Here is a 19,847-nt window from a genome sequence, read left to right as displayed (position 1 = left end):
AGGCACTTGCATATGACCGCAACTGCAAGCCTGCACCGTTATTGGGCCCAGGACATCGACATGTCGACGCTGTACAAGATCTTGCAGCTGCGGGTGGAGGTGTTCGTCGTCGAGCAGTCGTGCCCGTACGCCGAACTCGACGGACGTGATCTCGACCAGGACACACGTCATCTGTGGCTCGAGGAAGACGGCGAGATCATCAGCACTCTGCGCCTGCTCGAGGAGCACGACGGCGGTAAGTCGTACCGGATCGGCCGACTGTGCACCGAGCGCTCGCATCGTGGGCAGGGTCACACCACCCGGCTTCTGCAGACCGCGCTGGCCGACGTCGGATCGGACATCTGCCGCATCCACGCACAGACGTACCTCGTCGAGATGTACGCCAAGCACGGGTTCACGGTCGACGGCGAAGAACACCTGCTGGACGGTGTCCCGCACGTTCCCATGATTCGCGGTGGCGCACATCGCTGACACGCATTTTCCGTTCAGTGCGGTCGTTGAACAGGAACAACTCAAGCTTGCCCTGATCCTTTCCGCCATCGCGCCGGAGATCGGCGGCGTGCTGGTGCGGGGAGAAAAGGGCACGGCCAAGACGACTGTGGTCCGCGCGCTCGGTCCGCTGCTGCCGGGATCGTCGTCGTCGGTGGTGGAATTGCCCATCGGTGCCACCGAAGACCGCGTGATCGGCTCCCTCGACCTCCAGAAGATCTTGTCCGAAGGTGAGAAGGCGTTCACGCCGGGTCTGTTGGCCAACGCCGATGGCGGTGTTCTCTACATCGACGAGGTCAATCTGCTCGCGGATCACCTGGTCGACGTGTTGCTCGACGCGGCCGCCACGGGGCGGGTCGTCATCGAACGCGACGGGGTGTCCCACACGCAGGCAGCCCGATTCGTTCTCGTCGGCACGATGAACCCAGAGGAAGGCGAGTTGCGACCGCAACTCCTCGACCGGTTCGGGCTGGCGGTGGACGTCAGCGCACCCCGGGAGGTCGCCACGAGGGTGTCCGTGATCGAACGCCGGATGGCCTACGAGCAGGACCCGGCCGGGTTTGCTGCCGGTTTCGCCGACCAGGACGCGGCAGTCGCTGCAGCCATCGGGCGGGCGCGGGCGGATCTCGACTCCGTCGAGTTGCCGCCGGGCCAGCTCCGCAGGATCGCCGCGATCTGTATGGAACTCGAGGTCGACGGTCTGCGAGGCGATCTGGTGGTCGCGAGGACCGCGCGGGCTCATGCGGCATGGCGGGGTGCCGAGCGGGTCGAAGACATCGATGTGCGGCGCGCGGTGGAACTGGCGTTGCCACACCGCCGTCGACGCGACCCTTTCGACGAGCCCGGACTCACCGAACAGCAACTCGATGACGCGATGGACAAGGCGGATGAACAGACCGCCCCGAGCGAGACTCCGCGCCCCGACGCGGACTCGACCGCCGAACAGGATCCGCCGGCGGGACCCACTCCGTCGGAATCGTCCGCGCAGCAATCGGATCCGGAGCCCGACCCCGATCCCGACGGCCCCGGTGGCGGTGGCGTGTCGCCTCCCGGTCCGGGATTCTCGCCGACCGCAGGTGGCGCAGCGGTCAAGGCGCTCAAGGCGCGCGGCGTCGGCAACGGTGAACCCGGACGACGGTCTGCGTCGCAGAGTATTCGCGGTCAGGCGGTGCGCGGTGTACGGGAGGGCGGCAACGGGATACACCTGATCGGTACGGTGCTCGCTGCCGCGGACAATCACCTAGAGCGGCGAAGCACCAGGCTGCAGGTGTTGCCGCAGGACATCCGCGGGGCACTGCGGCGCGGCAAAGAGGGCAACCTGGTCGTATTCGTGCTCGATCTGTCGGGGTCGATGACGGCCCGCAAGCGCCTCGATGCGGTGTCGGGGGCGGTGGTGTCCATGCTCCGGGATTCTTACCAACGCCGTGACCGGGTCGCCGTGGTGACGCTACGGGGAGCGGGCGCCGAGATCACGGTGCCGCCGACTCGTTCGGTCGATGCCGCGGTCCGCCGGCTGACCGGGCTTCGTACCGGTGGCCGTACACCGCTTGCCGAAGGTCTGCTGACGGCTCGGGATGTAGTACGGCGCAACCGACACAAGGAGCCGAATCGACGCCCGATCGTGGTGGTGCTGACCGATGGCAGAGCGACCGCAGGGCCGTCAGCGCTCGCGCGCGCCGGTGCCGCGGCGGATCGCGTCCGACGGGAGGGCACCTCGGCAATCGTCATCGATTGCGAGCAGGGAATGGTTCGTCTGGGCCTCGCCCGGGTGCTTGCTGGTCAACTCGGTGGAGAATGTGTGCAGATCGCAGATCTGACCGCCGGGGGAGTCGCAGGCGTCGTCCGGTCCGCGGCCTGAACGCAGGCATCCGTTTTGGGTTCGCGCCAGGTCGGAGCGGAGTCCAACCTCCAGAAGGGAAATGTTGTGCCGCAGGGAGTTCCATCGGTCATTCCGGACGACGGTCTGACCACCAGGGCAAGGCGCAACCAGCCGGTCCTTGCTGTGCACACCGGAGACGGCAAGGGCAAGTCGACGGCCGCGTTCGGGATGGCCATGCGGGCATGGAACGCGGGGCTCGACATCGGTGTCTTCCAATTCGTCAAGAGCGCGAAATGGAAGGTCGGAGAAGAGTCCGCCCTCACCGCTCTCGGCCAACTGCACACCGAGACCGGCCAGGGCGGACCGGTGCAGTGGCACAAGATGGGTGAGGGCTGGTCGTGGATCAGGCACGCCGGCGGCGAGACCGAACATGCCGAGCAGGCGGCTCAGGGCTGGGCAGAGATCCGCCGCCGGATCATCGATCAGACGCATCAGTTCTACGTGCTCGACGAGTTCACCTACCCCCTGAACTGGGGCTGGATAGACGTCGACGATGTGGTCGAGGTGCTGCGGGCACGTGAGGGAAAACAACATGTCGTGATCACAGGCCGTCGTGCGCCGGCGGCTCTGGTGGACGCAGCAGACCTCGTGACCGAGATGGTGAAGACCCGCCATCCGATGGACGCCGGTCGAAAAGGGCAGCGGGGAATCGAATGGTGAGCGGCGCACCCCCGGCGGTGGTCATCGCCGCACCTGCTTCCGGCAGCGGCAAGACCACCGTGACAACCGGTCTGATCGGTGCGCTGGCGCGGTCGGGGCACCGGGTTGCACCTTTCAAGGTCGGACCCGACTACATCGACCCCGGATATCACGGCCTCGCCGCAGGCAGACCGGGTCGCAACCTCGACCCAGTGCTCGTGGGCGAAGAACTGATCGGCCCGCTCTACCGCTCCGGCAGTGCCGGCTGTGACATCGCCGTCGTGGAGGGCGTGATGGGGCTGTTCGACGGCCGCATCACCGAGGAGCACATGCCCGCGGTGGCCCCTGGGTCGACAGCCCAGGTGGCAGCGCTGCTCGGGGCTCCGGTGATCCTCGTCGTCGATGCCTCCGGGCACAGTCAGAGTTTGGCCGCGATCCTGCACGGCTTCGTCAGCTTCGATCCCGGCATCGACATCCGAGGTGTGATCCTGAACCGAGTGGGGTCGCCGAGACATGAACTGGTCCTACGGCAGGCGTGTGCCAGGGCCGGACTCGAGGTGTTCGGAGCGGTACCGCGAAATGCGAGCATGGCGGTCCCTTCGCGGCACCTCGGGCTCATTCCCGCCGCCGAACGCGGTCCAGAGGCGCTTGCCGCCATCGACGCCATGACCGAGTTGATCGGTGGCGCTGTGGATCTGCCCGCCATCATCGCCGCTGCGGATATCGGGGCAGGTCGAAGTGGTCCGGTGTGGTCACCGGCCGTGGAGGTCGGCGCACACCGCGACGAGTACCGCGGTCCGCCGCCCATTGTCGCGGTTGCCGCAGGTGCCGCCTTCACCTTCGGGTATGCCGAACACACCGAGTTGCTCACCGCTGCGGGTGCCGAGGTCGTGCCGTTCGATCCGCTGTCGGATCTGTTGCCCGCCGATTGCGGTGCGGTGGTGATCGGCGGGGGATTCCCAGAGGAGCACGCTGCGGCGCTGGCCGCGAATCGGCGGTTGCTGACCCAGCTCCGGGCCGCAGCCGGAGCGGGTGTCCCCATCCATGCCGAGTGCGCCGGACTGCTCTATCTCGCGCAGAGCCTCGACGATCATGCGATGGCCGGGATCCTCCCGCTACGTGGAACATTCGGCAAGACCCTGACTCTCGGCTACCGCGATGCGGTCGCCCTGACCGATTCGATCCTGTTCGACGCCGGGACCCGGATGCGCGGGCACGAGTTCCATCGGACCACTGTCGCCGCCGTCGACGGGACGACACCGTCGGCGTGGGGTTGGCGCCGAGAGGGCATGGCGCAGACCGAGGGGTGGACCGCCGGCCGCGTGCACGCGTCCTACCTCCACACGCATCCGGCCGCCCATCCCCAGGGGATTGCACGCTTCGTGCGGGCGGCACGTCGAGCCGTCGACCGGGTGCACCAGCGCTGACCTGGGCCATGATCGGGCCATACCGCCTCGAGCTCTACACCGCTTCGAGTTCGGTGGCCCGGCCATGAGGCCGAGCCACCGCGGCGCCCGGCGCCGTGGGTACGGTCTACCCATGTCGAAGGCGGAGTTCAACCCATCGCAGCACGCGCAGTCGGGGTCCCGTGACTCCCAAGGGGATCACCACTATCTGGTGGGTCTCGACCTCACCGGACGCAAGGTGGTCATCATCGGCGCGGGATCGGTCGTACAACGCCGCCTGGGCACCTTGGCCGACAGTGGCGCCGACATCCATGTGATCGCCCCGCAGGCGACTCCCACCGTGGAGTCCTTCCCCGGGATCTCGCTACAGACTCGCAAGTACCGCGACGGTGATCTCGAGGGCGCCTGGTATGCGTTGGCGTGCACCGACGACGCAGAGGTCAACGCCGCGGTGGTCGCGGAAGCGCAATCGCGCCGAATCTTCTGTGTGCGCGCAGACGATGCGCGGCACGGGACGGCGGTGACACCCGCGTCGCTGGCCCACGATCAGCTCCGGATCGGGGTGCTTGCGGCAGGAGATCACCGGCGTTCGGCGGCCGTCCGTACGGCCATCGGGCAGGCGCTCGGCGGGGGAGAGTTGGGAGCCGCCGGCCTGGAGGCGGCGGCGCGCGAGCCACACCCGCCCGGTGTCGCATTGATCGGTGGCGGTCCGGGTGATCCCGATCTGATCACCGTGCGGGGCCGCAGGTTGCTGGCCGCCGCCGACGTCGTCGTCGCGGACCGGCTCGCGCCACCCGCGTTGCTGGCCGAGCTCGGGCCACATGTCGAGATCATCGATGCTGCGAAGGTGCCCTATGGCCGCGCGATGAAGCAGGAGGCGATCAACGACGTTCTCGTCAAGCGGGCGAGGGCGGGCAAGTTCGTGGTCCGGTTCAAGGGCGGCGACCCCTACGTCTACGGTCGCGGGTTCGAAGAACTCGAAGCCTGCGTGGCGGCAGGAGTCCCGGTGACGGTGGTGCCGGGGATCACGAGCGCCATCGCGGGTCCGTCGGCGGCCGGGATCCCGGTCACCCATCGCGGCGTCACGCACGAGGTGGTCGTGGTGTCCGGACACATCCCGCCAGGGCATCCCGATTCCCTGGTGAACTGGCACGCGCTGGCCCAGATGCGCGGCACGATCGTGCTCATGATGGCTGTCGAACGCCTCGACGTGTTCACCTCCGCGCTGATCGACGGTGGCCGGGCAGGCGACCTCCCGGTCGCGATCATCGAGAACGCGACGCTGGGCAGTCAACGACTCGTCCGGTCCACCCTGTCGCAGGCCGCGGTCGACGCCCGCACCCAGAACGTGCGGCCGCCGGCGATCGTGGTCATCGGTCCGGTGGCGGGCTTCGACGCAGAGTCAGGGAGCACCGGGACCGCGCGGCCGTGAGGACCTGGACGGGCGTCATCGACGACGTCACGGGCCGACCGACCGGCGACCAACACAGGCGTGCGACCGCGACCATGACAAGCGTGATTGTGAAATGGCGGTCCGACGGCGGTAGCGTCCTAGCCCATGACCCCACCGACGCACATGGCTGCTGAGGTCGGCCAGACTCGCGTCTGGGGACCTCAGATCGTCGTCCTGGGCGGGATGCAGCTGCTGGTCGTCCTCGACGGGACTGTTGCCGCACTCGCCCTGCCACGCATCCAGAACGCCCTCGGGCTCTCTGACAGCGCAGGCGCCTGGGTCATCACCGCGTACGTACTCGCCTTCGGCGGACTCATGCTGCTCGGCGGGCGTCTCGGCGACACCTTCGGTCGCAAGCGCATGTTCGTCGCCGGTGTCGCTGCATTCACCGTGACGTCGTTGATCTGCGGCCTGGCCTGGGATCCGATCAGTCTGATCGTGGGCAGGGCCCTGCAGGGAGCTGCCGCAGCGGTCGCCGCACCCACGGCGATGGCGCTGGTCGCCACCACGTTTGCCCCCGGTAAGCCCCGCAACCAGGCCTTCGCCGTCTATGCCGCGATGACGGGTATCGGCTCCGTCGCGGGGCTCATCGCCGGTGGTGTGCTCACCGAACTCTCGTGGCGCCTGGTGTTCCTCATCAACGTGCCGATCGGCGTCATCGTCGTCGGCGGCGCCGTGTTGTTCCTGAAGGAGTCGCAGGGCGAACGCCTACCTCTGGATGTCCGCGGAGCCGTCCTGGCGACCCTCGGCTGCACCCTGGTCGTGTTGGCGGTCAACGAGGGCCCCGGCGGGTGGTTGCGGCCCGTGGTCGTCGTTCCCTTGGTCGTCGGACTGCTGTCGCTCGCCGCCTTCGTAATGGTCGAGCGGAACGCGGACAACCCGATCTTGCCGTTCTCCCTGTTCAAGAACGGGAGCCGGGTCGCCGCGCTGGTGGCCATCCTGCTCGCCGGCGCGATCATCATGTGTATGGCGGTCTTCATCTCGCTGTACCTGCAGGGCATCTTGAATTACTCGCCGATCCAGAGCGGTCTGGCCGTCGTCCCGTTCGCTTTCGGCCTGGGTACCGCGGCTGCGATCGCCTCCAAACTCGCACTGAAGTACCAGCCGCGGTGGCTGGTGCTCGCGGGCGGCTTGATCGTCGTCGCCGGTTGTGGCTACGCGGCGAGCATCGCGCGAGACGCACCCGCCTACTTCCCGCACATCCTGTTCCCCGTGATCGTGATCGGCGCCGGTGTGGGTCTGGCGGTGATTCCGCTGACGCTGTCCGTGGTCGCCGGCGTCGGCCCCACCGAGATCGGCCCGCTGACGGCGCTGGCGCAGGTCGCGCAGAACCTCGGTGGCGCCATCGCCCTGGTCGCGGTCGGCGCGATGGTGACCAGCAGGACCCTGTCCGAGGGTGGGGTCACCGGTCCCGTGGACCAGATGAACGACCTGGAGTTGGATGCTTTGGCGAGCGGCTACGGCCTCGCCTTCGTCTGCTGTGCGTTGATCGCGGTTGCCGCCGGCGTAGTGGTCCTGTTCATGCGGTTCACCCCGGAGGACGTCGCCGAGGGACAGGCCGCCCAGGAGACCGCACACACGTCCATCGACCCGGACGAGCTGACCGCCTGATCGGGTATCGCTCAGTCCGTGAGGATGATCAGCTCATTGTCAGAGGCGACCTCGGCGCGCTGACCGCCTGCCGTTGCGATGGCGGCGAGAGAGTTCACGTCCCGGATCTGCCGACGTGAGCTGACGAGTGAACGGGCGAGTACGCCCTTGTGATGCTTGTTGAAGTGGCTCACCACGGTTCGTGACCCCGAAGGCCCCTCGGTCAGCACCGTGACGGTGATGGCGCCGGGTACGGGACCGAGCTGCTGGTAGCCACCAGAGCGGAGGTCGATGACAACATCGGCGCCCAGGTCTGTCAGGGCTTCGGTGAGCGCCGGTTTCCACATCGACGCAAGGGTGCCCATCCCCGGCAGTTTCGACCCGGAGGACAACCGGTAGGCGGGAATCGGATCGGTGGCGCGTACGACCCCGAACAACGCCGAGCCCACGGCCAATCGCTCGGCCGCCTTGGTCTTCGACGCCCTGCTCAGCGACGGATGGTCGAGCGCGTCGAACAGCACTCCCGTGTAGCGCTCGATCGCGGGGCGAGTCGGAGACGACCACAGCTGCGCATTGCGTTCGATCTCTGCGACTTGGGACACCCCGAGGCCGAGCGCCTGCTGGCTGGCTGCCGGATCGCCGGCAAGCGTGACGAGAGCGTCCGCCAGCTTGCGGCGGATCGGCGTGAGCGAGGCCAGTGACAACTGGTCGAGGTCGAGGGCGGCCCCGCGGCCGCCGGTGGCTTTGGTCTCTGACGGAGGCAGCACGATCAACACAGTCGCACTTTAACCGGGTGACCACGATGTCCCGCCTGCGCCTGCCACCGGGGAGACAGGTGCGCCGGCCCCGTTAAGGTGGCACACGTGATCACACGCATGTCGACCCTGTTCCTGCGCACCCTGCGCGATGACCCCGCGGACGCCGAGGTACCCAGCCACAAGCTGCTGGTCCGGGCGGGATATGTGCGTCGTGTCGCACCAGGCGTCTACAGCTGGCTGCCACTCGGGCTGAAGGTGCTGCGCCGCGTGGAAGATGTGGTGCGCGAGGAGATGGACAACATCGGCGGCCAAGAGATCTCGCTGCCTGCACTCCTGCCCCGCGAACCGTACGAGGTCACCGGCCGGTGGACGGAATACGGTGATGCCCTGTTCCGGCTCAAGGACCGCAAGGGCGCGGACATGTTGCTCGGGCCCACCCACGAAGAGTTGTTCGCGCAGCTGGTCAAGGGCGAGTACTCCTCGTACAAGGACCTCCCGGTGACCCTCTATCAGATCCAGACCAAGTACCGCGACGAGGAGCGGCCCCGGGCAGGCATCCTGCGGGGACGCGAGTTCATCATGAAGGACTCGTACTCCTTCGATCTCGACATCGATGGCTCCAAGGCGTCCTACGATGCCCACCGCGAGGCGTACCAGCAGATCTTCCGCCGGCTGCAGGTCAAATATGTGATCGTGGCGGCAACGTCCGGTGCCATGGGTGGCAGTGCATCCGAGGAGTTCCTGGCCGAGAGCGAAGTCGGGGAGGACACCTATGTGCGCAGCCCGGAGTCGGGTTATGCCGCCAATGTCGAGGCCGTCATCACACCCGCACCGCCCGCACTGCCCATCGAGGGCCTCCCTGCGGCGGCCGTGTACGACACGGGCGACACCCCGACCATCGACACCCTCGTCGCGTGGGCCCAGGAGACCTTCCCGGATCGTGGATTCACCGCCGCAGACACCCTCAAGAACGTGGTCGTCAACCTGCGCAGTCCTGACGGAAAGGAAGAGCTGCTGGCGATCGGCGTCCCCGGAGACCGTGAGGTCGACTTCAAGCGCCTCGAGGCGGCCGTCGAACCCGCCGCCGTCGAGCTCATCACCGACGCCGACTTCGCGAAGCACAGCTTTCTGATCCGGGGTTACATTGGCCCGAAGGGCCTGCAGGACAACGGTGTGCGGTACCTGGTCGACCCGCGGGTCGTCGACGGCACTGCGTGGATCACCGGAGCCAACGCGCCCGGTGAACACGTCGTGGACCTCGTAGCGGGACGCGACTTCGTGCCGGACGGCACGATCGAGGCCGCCGAGGTACGCGACGGTGATCCCTCGCCCGACGGGATCGGAACCCTGGTGACCGCCCGTGGTATCGAGATCGGTCACATCTTTCAACTGGGCACGAAATACACCGATGCATTCGACGTCGGTGTGCTGGCCGAGAACGGCAAACCGGTCCGGCTCATCCAGGGTTCCTATGGTGTCGGGGTGTCGCGGATGGTGGCGGTCATCGCCGAGCAGCATCACGACGAGAAGGGGCTGCGCTGGCCCAAAGAGGTTGCGCCGTTCGACATCCACCTGGTGATCGCGAACAAGGACGAGGGTGCCTGGAGCGGTGCCCGATCACTGGCCGCCGACTTGGACGCCGCCGGATTCTCGGTGCTCATCGATGACCGTAAGGCCTCGCCCGGCGTCAAATTCAAGGACGCCGAACTGCTCGGTATGCCAGTGGTGGTCGTGGTCGGCCGCGGCTGGGCGAACGGGACCGTCGAGATTCGCGATCGTTTCACCGGCGAGGCGACCGAGGTCGCCTCCGACGCCGCGGTGGACACCATCGTCGCGAACCGCTGAACCTCTCACAAAACCAGTGGACTCAGGCAAACCCAGGTGCAGCAACACCTGGGTTTGCCTGCTTTACGTGGGTTCGTGGATCAGGCGGAGCCGGGGAGGGCGACGGTGGCTGGTGAGATGCGCAGCACCAGGCGCCAATTGGCTGCGCGGCCCGCAGAGTCTGTCAGGCCGTCGAGAGCCAGCCTGCGGGCACCGACGTCCTCGGCCTGTTCGATGAGCGCCCGGTAGGCGACTGCGCAGTCTTCTTCGGCGGTCAGTGCCACGGTCAACGCCGACGCCGGGTCCGTGATCGGGGCGCTGAGGTCGTACCCCGCTGCGGCTGCGGGCACCTCGGCCTGCGCCGCGGTCAGCGTTGCCACCAATTCCTCACGCCGGGAACGATGTTCGGCCGTGTACTCGGCAATGGTCTGAGAACGCGACGATGCCGCATATGCGGCCACCACCCCGTAGGCGAAGATGGCGGCGTTCTCAGCGGTCAAGGCGACGGCCAACGCGTCCGTGGTCCGGCTCATGCGAGCTGCACCGCCACCGCGGTGGTCACACCCGCACTGACTGATCCGAGTAAACCCGCCACGTAGCCATCGAGTTCGACGGCGAGGTCGCCGGCAGACCTGGCCGAGGCCGACAGCTGGCTACGCAACTGCTCGAGGCTCGGTGGTGTGGGCTCCGCCGAGCTGGGCGCCGCCGAACTCGAGGCGGTCCGGGCTCGGCCGGTGTCGAGGCGGGTGATCTCCTCGGCGAGTACCCGGGCATGCTCAGTGCGCTCTGTGGCGACGACGCCGAGGGCGGCGGCGCGGTCGGGATTGGTGGCGATGGCGGCGTTGGCCGCCAGCGCGTCGGCCTTAGCCGCGGCGACCTGGGGGAGCAATCGGTCGGCCAGCTGCTGCTCGGCGCTCACGCCGGAACCGGTGCCGCAGGCCCCGACCGCCGTGATCGCCAGCGCTCCGATGGACAAGGCGGCGGCCGAACGCACGAACGACCGGCGCGAGGGTCGAAACCCGCTTTCTGCTGCCTCCACGAGGCCACTGACCGTCACAGGGACACATAGTGCCAGCAGTCCGCGTCCAGCGTGGGACCCACCGCCCCGGGCACGGTCGGCGAGACCCGTCGGCCGTGATGGGAGAAAGCACCCCCGCCGGGGCGTTAAGCTGAGTGCACCTGCGACCGCGGGCGTCGGGAGTCGAACACCGGGCGCACCGGTCCCGCTACACCGACAACTGCACACGGAGGGAACGCCGAATGCCTGGGGCAATCGACCGCGACCGCATCAGCGAATTACTCGAACCGGTCGTGACCGGCAACGGGTTCGACGTCGAAGAGCTGACCGTCGTCTCCTCCGGTCAGGAGAACGTGATCACCCTCATGGTCGATCGCGACGGTGGCGCCGGTCTCGACGAACTCGCCGCTCTGAGCCGGTCGCTCTCCGAGGTGCTCGACGGCGACCCCGACGATGAAGACACCTCCGGTCATGAGGTCGTCGCCACGCTGCCCACGTACACCCTCGAGGTCACCTCGCCCGGGGTCGATCGACCGCTGACCGCCCCGCGGCACTGGCGCAGGGCGGCGGGCCGCAAGGTGGTCATCGACCTGGCCACCGAACCCGCGCAGCGGTTGTCGGGACGTGTCGGGTCGCTGGACGACACCGAGACCACACTCACGCTGGTCACCAAGTCCGGAAAGGGCCTCTCGACGCAGACGGTGCCACTCGAGACGGTGCGCGTCGCCCACGTCCAGGTCGACTTCAGTGAACCCGGTGCGGCCGAATTACAGATGTGCGGCCTCGATGCCGAACAGATCGAGGCAAGACGGAAAGGGAACAAATGAATATCGACATTGCTGCTCTTCGGATGATCGAGGCGGAGAAGGGCATCTCGATCGACACGGTGATCGAGACCATCCAATCGGCGCTCCTGACGGCGTACCGGCACACCGACGGATTCGCCCAGCACGCCTACATCGACGTCGACCGCAAGTCCGGTTCGGTGCGGGTGATGGCCCAAGAACGCGATGAAGACGGGAACACGATCTCTGAATGGGACGACACCCCAGAGGGATTCGGCCGGATCGCCGCCACCACAGCACGGCAGGTCATCCTGCAGCGCTTGCGGGATGCGGAGCACGACAAGAACTTCGGCGAGTTCTCGACCCACGAGGGCGAGATCGTCGGCGGCGTCGTCCAGCAGGACGCCAGGGCGAACGCCCGCGGCCTGGTGGTCGTGCGCATCGGCAGCGAGGCGACCGGCCAGGAGGGCGTACTCCCTCCCGCCGAACAGGTACCCGGCGAGAAGTACGTCCACGGCGAACGCATCAAGTGCTACGTGGTGGGGGTGACCCGGGGCCAGCGTGGGCTGCAGATCACCCTCTCGCGCACCCATCCCAACCTCGTGCGCAAACTGTTCTCCCTGGAGGTTCCCGAGATCGAGGACGGCTCCGTCGAGATCGTCGCCGTGGCCCGCGAAGCCGGGCATCGTTCGAAGATCGCGGTCCACACCGGCGTCTCCGGCCTGAACGCCAAGGGCGCCTGCATCGGTCCGATGGGGCAGCGGGTCCGCAACGTGATGCGGGAGCTCGGCGACGAGAAGATCGACATCATCGACTACGACACGGACCCGGCCGTCTTCGTCGGCAACGCGTTGTCGCCGTCCAAGGTCGTCTCGGTGACGGTGGTCGACCTGGCTGCCAAGGCCGCCCGAGTCGTGGTGCCCGACTACCAGTTGTCCCTGGCCATCGGTAAGGAAGGGCAGAACGCGCGCCTCGCAGCGAGGCTGACCGGATGGCGTATCGACATCCGCAGCGACGCCCAGAGCGACGCCGACACTGCCACGTCCGACGCGGGTGCGAGCTGAGATACACGGTCATCGGTGGGTCTCATTGGCATCAGACGTGCTGCGGACGGTAGACTCGTCGATGGTCCACAGTGATCCTTCGCTCCACCGCGAAAAACCTCCGATGCGTACCTGCATCGGTTGTCGTCAGTGTCGCCCGGCCGCCGAACTCGTTCGGCTGGCGGCTTACACGGGCGAGAGTCCACCGGTGGTCGTGATCGACCACCGGAAGACCATGTCAGGGCGTGGCGCCTGGCTGCATCCGGATCCCGAGTGTTTGGGCTATGCGGTGCAGCGGAAGGCCTTCGCCAGGGCATTTCGGATCGGCGGGTTGACCGTCGACGCCGATCTACTGACGCGAGAGATCGAATCGGTAGCCACACAGAGAGGCCGGCAGAAGCCGGCCACTGAGGAACAGGTAGCAGAAGACATGAGCACACCGTGAAGTTCTTGCGATGAGCGAGTTTCGGACGTAAACCGAGGTCGTAGCGGGCAATGCCGCTCGACCTCCAAGTGAGGAGAGCAGTGGCAGGCAAGGCCCGCGTGCACGAATTGGCCAAAGAACTAGGTGTGACGAGTAAAGAAGTTCTCGCGCGCCTCAGTGAGCAGGGTGAGTTCGTCAAATCCGCGTCGTCGACCGTAGAGGCCCCCGTGGCCCGTCGACTTCGTCAGTCCTTCCCCGGGAAGGACGCTCCCGCCGCAGACGGCGGGTCCCCGGGCGGCAACGCCCCGGCAGGAAAACCATCAGGTGCCAAACCGGGCGGCTCCCGCCCGACGGCAAAGCCCGCACCGGCATCGAACGGTGCCCAGACCCCAGGCGCCCAAACCCCAGGTCCGCAGACTCCAGGTGCGCAGACCCCAGGTGCCCCGACTCCAGGTGGGCGCACCCCAGGCGCACCGACCCCAAGTGCGCCGACCCCAGGTGCGAGGCCCGGCGCGCCGAAGCCCGCTCCGGCGGCACCGGCTGCTCCCGCAGCGCAATCGTCGCCTGCGCCCGCAGCACCGGCTCCGAGCCCCGCGGCACGTCCGGCCGCGCCTGCTGCGCAGGCACCTGCACCGGCTGCCCCGCAGGCCCCTGCGGCTTCTGCGGCACAGGCTCCGGCCAGTCGCCCGGCTCCAGGCGCCGGCCCTGGCCCCAAGCCAGGTCCTCGCAAGCCGAAGGTCGGAAACAACCCCTACTCGACGGCCGCTCCGGTGGAGCGTCCCGCGACTCGTCCGGCACCCGGAACCGGTGGGCCCCGTCCAGGTGGCGGAGCGCGTCCGGCACCCGGTGGTGCAACAGGTGGCGGTCGGCCGGCTCCGGGCCAGGGCGGTCCTCGCCCGAGCCCCGGCAGCATGCCTCCCCGCCCGAATCCCGGTGCGATGCCTGCTCGCTCGGCTCGTCCCAGCGGCCCCGGTGGACCGGGCGGCGCACGTGGCGGTCCCGGCGGAGCCCGTGGTGGACCCGGCGGAGCCCGTGGTGGACCCGGCGGCGGTGGCGGTGGATACCGCGGCGGTCCCGGTGGTGGCGGCGGCGCAGGTGCGCCGACCGGTGCACCCGGTGGTCCTCCCGGTGGATTCCGCGGTCGTCCAGGCGGCGGTAACCGTGGTCGCGGCGGTGCCGCGGGTGCGTTCGGTCGCCCGGGCGGAGCCATTCGTCGCGGTCGCAAGTCGAAGCGTGCGAAACGCGCCGAGTACGAGAGCATGCAGGCCCCGGCAGTTGGTGGCGTAAGGCTGCCCCGTGGCAACGGCGAGACCATTCGCCTTGCCCGTGGTGCTTCACTGTCGGACTTCGCCGACAAGATCGACGCCAACCCGGCCTCGCTGGTCCAGGCGCTGTTCAACCTCGGCGAGATGGTCACGGCGACGGAGTCGGTCAACGACGAGACGTTGGAGCTGCTCGGCGGCGAGATGAACTACGTCGTCCAGGTCGTCAGCCCGGAGGACGAAGATCGCGAACTGCTCGACTCCTTCGACCTCACTTATGGCGAGGACGCCGGTGGCGAGGAAGATCTCGAACAGCGTCCGCCGGTGGTGACCGTCATGGGTCACGTCGACCACGGTAAGACCCGGCTGCTCGACACCATCCGTAACGAGAAGGTGCGTGAGGGTGAGGCCGGAGGCATCACCCAGCACATCGGTGCCTACCAGGTCCTCACCGAACTGGACGGCAACGAGCGACTCGTCACTTTCATCGACACCCCTGGCCACGAGGCGTTCACCGCCATGCGTGCCCGTGGTGCCAAGGCGACGGACATCGCGATCCTCGTGGTCGCGGCCGATGACGGTGTGATGCCGCAGACGGTCGAGGCGATCAACCACGCACAGGCGGCCGACGTGCCGATCGTCGTGGCGGTCAACAAGATCGACAAGGAAGGCGCAGATCCGCAGAAGATCCGCGCTCAGCTGACCGAGTACGGTCTGGTCGCCGAGGACTTCGGCGGCGAGACCATGTTCGTCGACATCTCCGCCAAGCAGGGCACCAACATCGACGCCTTGCTCGAAGCGGTGCTGTTGACCGCGGACGCCTCGCTCGACCTGCGCGCCAACCCGGACATGGATGCCCAGGGTGTCGCCATCGAGGCGCACCTCGACCGTGGTCGTGGGCCCGTGGCAACCGTGCTCGTGCAGCGCGGAACCCTCAAGGTCGGCGACTCGATCGTGGCGGGCGACGCGTACGGACGTGTGCGTCGCATGGTCGATGAGCACGGCGCGGACGTCACGGCGGCGCTGCCGTCGCGTCCGGTCCAGGTCATCGGTTTCACCTCGGTGCCCGGTGCCGGCGACAACCTGCTGGTCGTCGACGAGGACCGTATAGCCCGGCAGATCGCCGACCGCCGTAATGCGCGTAAGCGCAACGCGCTGGCCGCGCGTAGCCGCAAGCGGATCAGCTTGGAAGATCTGGATTCGGCACTGAAGGAGACTTCGCAGCTGAACCTGATCCTCAAGGGTGACAACTCGGGAACCGTGGAGGCCTTGGAAGAGGCACTGCTCGGCATCGAAATCGACGACGAGGTGCAGTTGCGGGTCATCGATCGTGGTGTCGGTGGCGTCACCGAGACCAACGTCAACCTGGCGTCCGCATCGAACGCGATCATCATCGGGTTCAACGTGCGGGCCGAGGGCAAGGCAACCGAACTCGCGAACCGCGAGGGTGTCGACATCCGGTACTACTCGGTCATCTACCAGGCCATCGACGAGATCCAGAGCGCGCTCAAGGGCATGCTCAAACCGATCTACGAAGAGGTCGAGCTGGGCCGGGCGGACATCCGCGCGATCTTCCGCTCGTCCAAGGTCGGTAACATCGCCGGTTGCCTCGTCACCTCGGGTGTCATGCGCCGAAACGCCAAGGCACGGTTGCTCCGCGACAACGTCGTGGTCGCCGACAACCTCACCATCTCCTCGCTCAAGCGGGAGAAGGACGACGCCACCGAGGTTCGCGACGGCTACGAGTGCGGTCTGACCATCACGTACAACGACATCAAGGTCGACGACGTCATCGAGACGTACGAGTTGCGAGAGAAGGCGCGTGAGTGACGTCATCGACGGACATCAAGGTCGACGACGTCATCGAGACGTACGAGTTGCGGGAAAAGGCGCGGGACTGACCCGGGCCGGTAGGGCGTGATGTTCGTCGGTTCGCTGGAATTCGACCTGTTACTCGGCGACATCCGCTCTCTCAAGCAGAAGCGCTCAGTGGTGCGACCCATCGTCGCAGCACTGGCGCGTCTGCGGGTGTCCGTTGCGGAGGTCGACGATCACGATCTGCACCGACGCGCCCGGATCGGTGTCGCGGCGGTCGCGGGTGACGCCAGGCGTCTCGGAGAGATCCTCGATGCCAGTGAGGCGTTGGTGGCCGGCCGCCCCGAGATCGAAGTGCTGTCGGTCCGTCGTCTCGTGCGTGGCGGTGCAGACGATGATTAGACCTGTCGACAGCGACGAAGATTAGAGTTGCAGTAGCGACGAAGATCGGTAATCGAGCCGGCACGTCGAACGTCTCGAACAAGGTTGAGGCGTCTCGACGCGGTCGGACGTCTCGAAGAAGGAGAGTGAGCTGGAGATGGCAGATCCCGCCCGGGCACAGCGGATGGCAAAGCGGATCTCTTCGATCGTCGCCTCGGCCATCGCCAAGGAGATCAAAGACCCGCGACTGGCGTATGTCACGGTCACCGACGCCAAGGTGACGGGCGACCTGCACGACGCGACGGTGTTCTACACCGTCATGGGTCCGTCACTGAACGTCGAACCGGACTACGCCTCGGCTGCTGCGGGTCTCGCGAAGGCCACCGGCATCCTGCGCTCGAAGGTGGGCGCGGGCACCGGGGTTCGGTTCACCCCGACGTTGTCCTTCGTGCTCGACAAGGTGCCGGACACCGCTCGCGACATGGAAGAGCTTCTCGAACGTGCTCGATTGCAGGACGAGGAAGTCGCCCGGCTCGCACGTGACGCCGCGCCGGCCGGTGACCCGGACCCGTATCGCGAGCCGCGGGCGGCCGATGAGGCAGATGAGGCCGAGGACGCCGCAGAGGACACTGGCGAGCGGTGAACACCACAGAGGTCACCGCAGCCCTCGCGTTGCGTTCTGTCGTAGATGTATTGGCTTCGGCCGATCACGTCACGGTGCTCTGTCATACCCGTCCTGATGCCGACACGATCGGCAGTGGCCTCGCCATCGCGGGGGCGCTGCGAAGCCGGGGCACGGTGGTCGAGGTCAGTTTTCCCGGTCCCACCCGGTTGCCGGCCGCGCTGGCCGAACTCCCGGGCGCCGACCTGCTCGTCGAGCCCGAGGACGTCGTCGGATACCCCGTCGTCGTCGCCGTCGATTGTGCGAGTATCCACAGGCTCGAGGCCTTGGCCGGGGTGCTCGAATCGGCAACTGAATCCATCGTCGTCGATCACCACGCCTCGAATGTAGGTTTCGGCACCGTCAACCTCGTCGATCCCGGCGCCGACTGCACCGCCGAACTGGCGCTGGCCATCATCGACGCGCTGGGCGTGCCACTCGACGTGGGTGTTGCAACGTGCCTGTACGCCGGCGTCGTCACCGACACCGGCTCGTTCAAGTGGGCGCAACCGAAGTCGCATCGGATCGCGGCGCGGCTACTCGAGCTCGGCGTCGACGGCCGGACGTGGACACGCCACCTGCTCGACACCCATCGCTTCGCCTGGCTGTCCATGGTGTCCGCCGCACTCGACTCCGCAGTCCTGGTGGAGGAGGCGTTCGGTGGCCGGGGCCTGGTGTACGCGGTCGTCGATCACGAGTCCACTCGAGCGCTCGGCTGGGAGGAGAGCGAAAGCGTGGTCGACATCGTCCGTACGACTGCCGAGGCCGAGGTCGCGGTGGTGTTCAAGGAGGCCGGTCCCGGCGATTGGACCGTCTCGATGCGGGCCAAATCCGAGGTCGATCTCGTCCCGATCGCGCGCGCCCACGGCGGCGGCGGCCATCGGCTGGCCTGTGGGTACAGCGCCTCCGGCTCTGCCGACGAGGTGGTCGGACAGCTGCTGCGCTCGGTGTGAGCGCCTCGCCGAACCGGGCCTCGACGGATGCCGAGGTCCGCGACGAATACAACCCGACCAGCCGCACGATCTTACGGTTGTCGCTGTCTGCTCTGGTGGTACTGGTCGCCGAACCCCTTTACCTGATGCTCGATCTCGCCGTGGTCGGTCGGCTCGGTGGCCTCGATCTCGCTGCGCTGGGTGTCGGTGTGCTGGTGCTGTCGGTGGTGAGCACGCAGCTGACCTTCCTGTCGTACGGGACCACCGCGCGGTCGGCCCAGAAGTTCGGCCGGGGCGACAGGGCGGGGGCCGTCGCCGAAGGCGTTCAGGCGAGCTGGATCGCGCTCGGCGTGGGCGCTGTGATCGTGGTGGTGGTGGGTGTGTGCGCCCCGTGGATACTCGCCGCGCTCACCGGCGGTGGAGAGGTGGCCGCAGAGGCCACCACGTGGTTGCGCATCGCCGTGTGGGGTGTTCCGCTCATCTTGCTCTCGATGGCGGGTAACGGTTGGATGCGAGGGGTCCAGGACACCCGGCGGCCGATCATCTACGTCGTGGTCGGCCTTGGTGTCTCGGCGGTGTTGTGCCCGGTTCTCGTACACGGATTGCTCGGTGCACCCACGCTGGGACTCGAAGGCAGCGCGGTGTCGAACGTGGTGGGCCAGAGCATCGCGGGAATGCTGTTCGCCGTGAGGGTGTGGCGCGACAGCGCGCAGCACCCGGCTGCCGGCGGCTCGCGCCCGCAGTGGCCGATCATCCGGGGCCAGCTGGTGCTGGGCCGCGACCTCATCGTGCGCAGCTTGTCATTTCAGATCTGCTTTCTCTCCGCAGCTGCGGTTGCGAGCCGATTCGGTGTCGCAGCCGTGGCCTCACACCAGCTGGTACTGCAGCTCTGGAACTTTGTGGCGCTGCTGCTGGATTCGTTCGCGATCGCGGCCCAGGCTCTCGTCGGCGCTGCGCTGGGTGCCGGTGCCGTTCCGGCTGCGTGGCGGGTGACCAAGCGTGTCACGGTGTGGTCGCTCAGTGTGTCGATCGGTCTGGCTGTGATCTTTGCAGCGGGCAACGTTGTGATCCCGAAGATCTTCACCGGTGATACCGACGTCCTCCGGACGGTCGGTACTCCGTGGTGGTTCTTTGTCGCAATGCTGCCGATCGCCGGAATCGTCTTCGCGCTCGACGGGGTGTTGCTCGGCAGCGCCGACGCGGCGTTCCTGCGCACTGCGACCCTGGTCAGTGCCCTCGTCGGGTTTCTGCCCATGATCTGGTTCTCGCTGATCTTTGATTGGGGCCTGGCGGGGATCTGGAGCGGGCTGATCCTGTTCATGGTGCTGAGACTGCTCACTGTCTCGTGGCGGATCCGCAGCGAGAAATGGACGACGGTCGCCAATCCGGTGCGGGATGAGGCTGCGGCACAGGGTCTTTGATGCCGGGGCGAGGCCTTGGCGATGTCTGTCTTTGGCACGCAATCGATTTCGTGAGGATAACTAAAGT

General features: G+C 67.3%; 18 protein-coding genes. 15 read left to right on the top strand and 3 right to left on the bottom strand.

Features of this window, described 5'->3' with window-relative positions:
- Positions 1-12: 12 nt before the first annotated feature.
- The 6 genes from J3S28_RS07710 (at position 13) to J3S28_RS07685 (ending at position 7,477) form a co-directional block, all read left to right on the top strand.
- Positions 13-471: a GNAT family N-acetyltransferase gene (locus tag J3S28_RS07710; protein ID WP_084896252.1), complete on the top strand. Its 459-nt coding sequence runs from the start codon at positions 13-15 to the stop codon at positions 469-471.
- Entirely contained in the window at positions 455-2,347 is a 1,893-nt protein-coding gene (locus J3S28_RS07705; protein WP_207839295.1) for a VWA domain-containing protein, read from the top strand. The genes J3S28_RS07710 and J3S28_RS07705 overlap by 17 nt, the downstream gene beginning before the upstream one ends.
- A gap of 66 nt (positions 2,348-2,413) precedes the next feature.
- On the top strand, positions 2,414-3,028 hold the full coding sequence (cobO, locus tag J3S28_RS07700) for a cob(I)yrinic acid a,c-diamide adenosyltransferase (protein ID WP_084896254.1): 615 nt from the start codon (positions 2,414-2,416) through the stop codon (positions 3,026-3,028).
- A complete protein-coding gene (locus tag J3S28_RS07695) occupies positions 3,022-4,434 on the top strand; it encodes a cobyrinic acid a,c-diamide synthase CobB (RefSeq protein ID WP_207839293.1) in 1,413 nt (470 codons plus the stop codon). Before cobO ends, J3S28_RS07695 begins: the two co-directional genes overlap by 7 nt.
- A 112-nt stretch (positions 4,435-4,546) precedes the next feature.
- Positions 4,547-5,845, top strand: coding sequence for a uroporphyrinogen-III C-methyltransferase (cobA, locus tag J3S28_RS07690; RefSeq protein WP_207839292.1), 1,299 nt, complete (start codon positions 4,547-4,549; stop codon positions 5,843-5,845).
- Between the two features lie 126 nt (positions 5,846-5,971).
- Positions 5,972-7,477, top strand: a complete 1,506-nt coding sequence (locus J3S28_RS07685; RefSeq protein ID WP_237341147.1) for an MFS transporter — start codon at positions 5,972-5,974, stop codon at positions 7,475-7,477.
- An 11-nt stretch (positions 7,478-7,488) separates the two neighbouring features.
- On the opposite strand, the gene yaaA is transcribed toward J3S28_RS07685, so the two are convergent.
- Positions 7,489-8,232, bottom strand: coding sequence for a peroxide stress protein YaaA (yaaA, locus tag J3S28_RS07680; RefSeq protein WP_207839290.1), 744 nt, complete (start codon positions 8,230-8,232; stop codon positions 7,489-7,491).
- Between the two features lie 87 nt (positions 8,233-8,319).
- Here yaaA and J3S28_RS07675 point away from each other — a divergent pair, with 87 nt between their 5' ends.
- Positions 8,320-10,059 (top strand): proline--tRNA ligase, encoded by a 1,740-nt coding sequence (locus J3S28_RS07675; RefSeq protein ID WP_207839289.1) that lies wholly within the window; start codon positions 8,320-8,322, stop codon positions 10,057-10,059.
- Between the two features lie 80 nt (positions 10,060-10,139).
- On the opposite strand, the gene J3S28_RS07670 is transcribed toward J3S28_RS07675, so the two are convergent.
- Positions 10,140-10,571: a ferritin-like domain-containing protein gene (locus J3S28_RS07670; protein ID WP_207839288.1), complete on the bottom strand. Its 432-nt coding sequence runs from the start codon at positions 10,569-10,571 to the stop codon at positions 10,140-10,142.
- Positions 10,568-11,077, bottom strand: a complete 510-nt coding sequence (locus tag J3S28_RS07665; RefSeq protein ID WP_207839287.1) for a hypothetical protein — start codon at positions 11,075-11,077, stop codon at positions 10,568-10,570. Before J3S28_RS07665 ends, J3S28_RS07670 begins: the two co-directional genes overlap by 4 nt.
- A gap of 221 nt (positions 11,078-11,298) precedes the next feature.
- On the opposite strand from J3S28_RS07665, the gene rimP reads away from it, so the two are divergent.
- The 8 genes from rimP (at position 11,299) to J3S28_RS07625 (ending at position 19,780) form a co-directional block, all read left to right on the top strand.
- Positions 11,299-11,883 carry a ribosome maturation factor RimP gene (rimP, locus tag J3S28_RS07660; RefSeq protein WP_207839286.1) on the top strand — a complete coding sequence of 195 codons (585 nt, stop codon included), beginning with the start codon at positions 11,299-11,301 and terminating at the stop codon, positions 11,881-11,883.
- On the top strand, positions 11,880-12,905 hold the full coding sequence (nusA, locus tag J3S28_RS07655) for a transcription termination factor NusA (protein WP_207839285.1): 1,026 nt from the start codon (positions 11,880-11,882) through the stop codon (positions 12,903-12,905). Before rimP ends, nusA begins: the two co-directional genes overlap by 4 nt.
- A gap of 103 nt (positions 12,906-13,008) precedes the next feature.
- A complete protein-coding gene (locus tag J3S28_RS07650; protein WP_237341146.1) occupies positions 13,009-13,329 on the top strand; it encodes a YlxR family protein in 321 nt (106 codons plus the stop codon).
- Between the two features lie 80 nt (positions 13,330-13,409).
- Positions 13,410-16,400: a translation initiation factor IF-2 gene (gene infB, locus J3S28_RS07645; RefSeq protein ID WP_207839284.1), complete on the top strand. Its 2,991-nt coding sequence runs from the start codon at positions 13,410-13,412 to the stop codon at positions 16,398-16,400.
- A 90-nt stretch (positions 16,401-16,490) separates the two neighbouring features.
- Positions 16,491-16,787, top strand: a complete 297-nt coding sequence (locus J3S28_RS07640; RefSeq protein ID WP_207839282.1) for a DUF503 domain-containing protein — start codon at positions 16,491-16,493, stop codon at positions 16,785-16,787.
- A gap of 136 nt (positions 16,788-16,923) precedes the next feature.
- Entirely contained in the window at positions 16,924-17,409 is a 486-nt protein-coding gene (rbfA, locus tag J3S28_RS07635; protein ID WP_207839281.1) for a 30S ribosome-binding factor RbfA, read from the top strand.
- On the top strand, positions 17,406-18,380 hold the full coding sequence (locus J3S28_RS07630; RefSeq protein WP_207839280.1) for a DHH family phosphoesterase: 975 nt from the start codon (positions 17,406-17,408) through the stop codon (positions 18,378-18,380). Before rbfA ends, J3S28_RS07630 begins: the two co-directional genes overlap by 4 nt.
- Before the next feature lie 68 nt (positions 18,381-18,448).
- Complete coding sequence (locus J3S28_RS07625) at positions 18,449-19,780, top strand: MATE family efflux transporter (RefSeq protein ID WP_307796971.1); 1,332 nt, start codon at positions 18,449-18,451, stop codon at positions 19,778-19,780.
- The last annotated feature ends 67 nt before the right edge of the window (positions 19,781-19,847 follow it).

The organism is Williamsia soli, assembly GCF_017377795.1.
Taxonomy (GTDB): Bacteria; Actinomycetota; Actinomycetes; order Mycobacteriales; family Mycobacteriaceae; genus Williamsia; species Williamsia soli.
The sequence above is the reverse complement of the archived record's forward strand: the minus strand, read 5'-3'. Positions and strand labels throughout refer to the sequence as shown.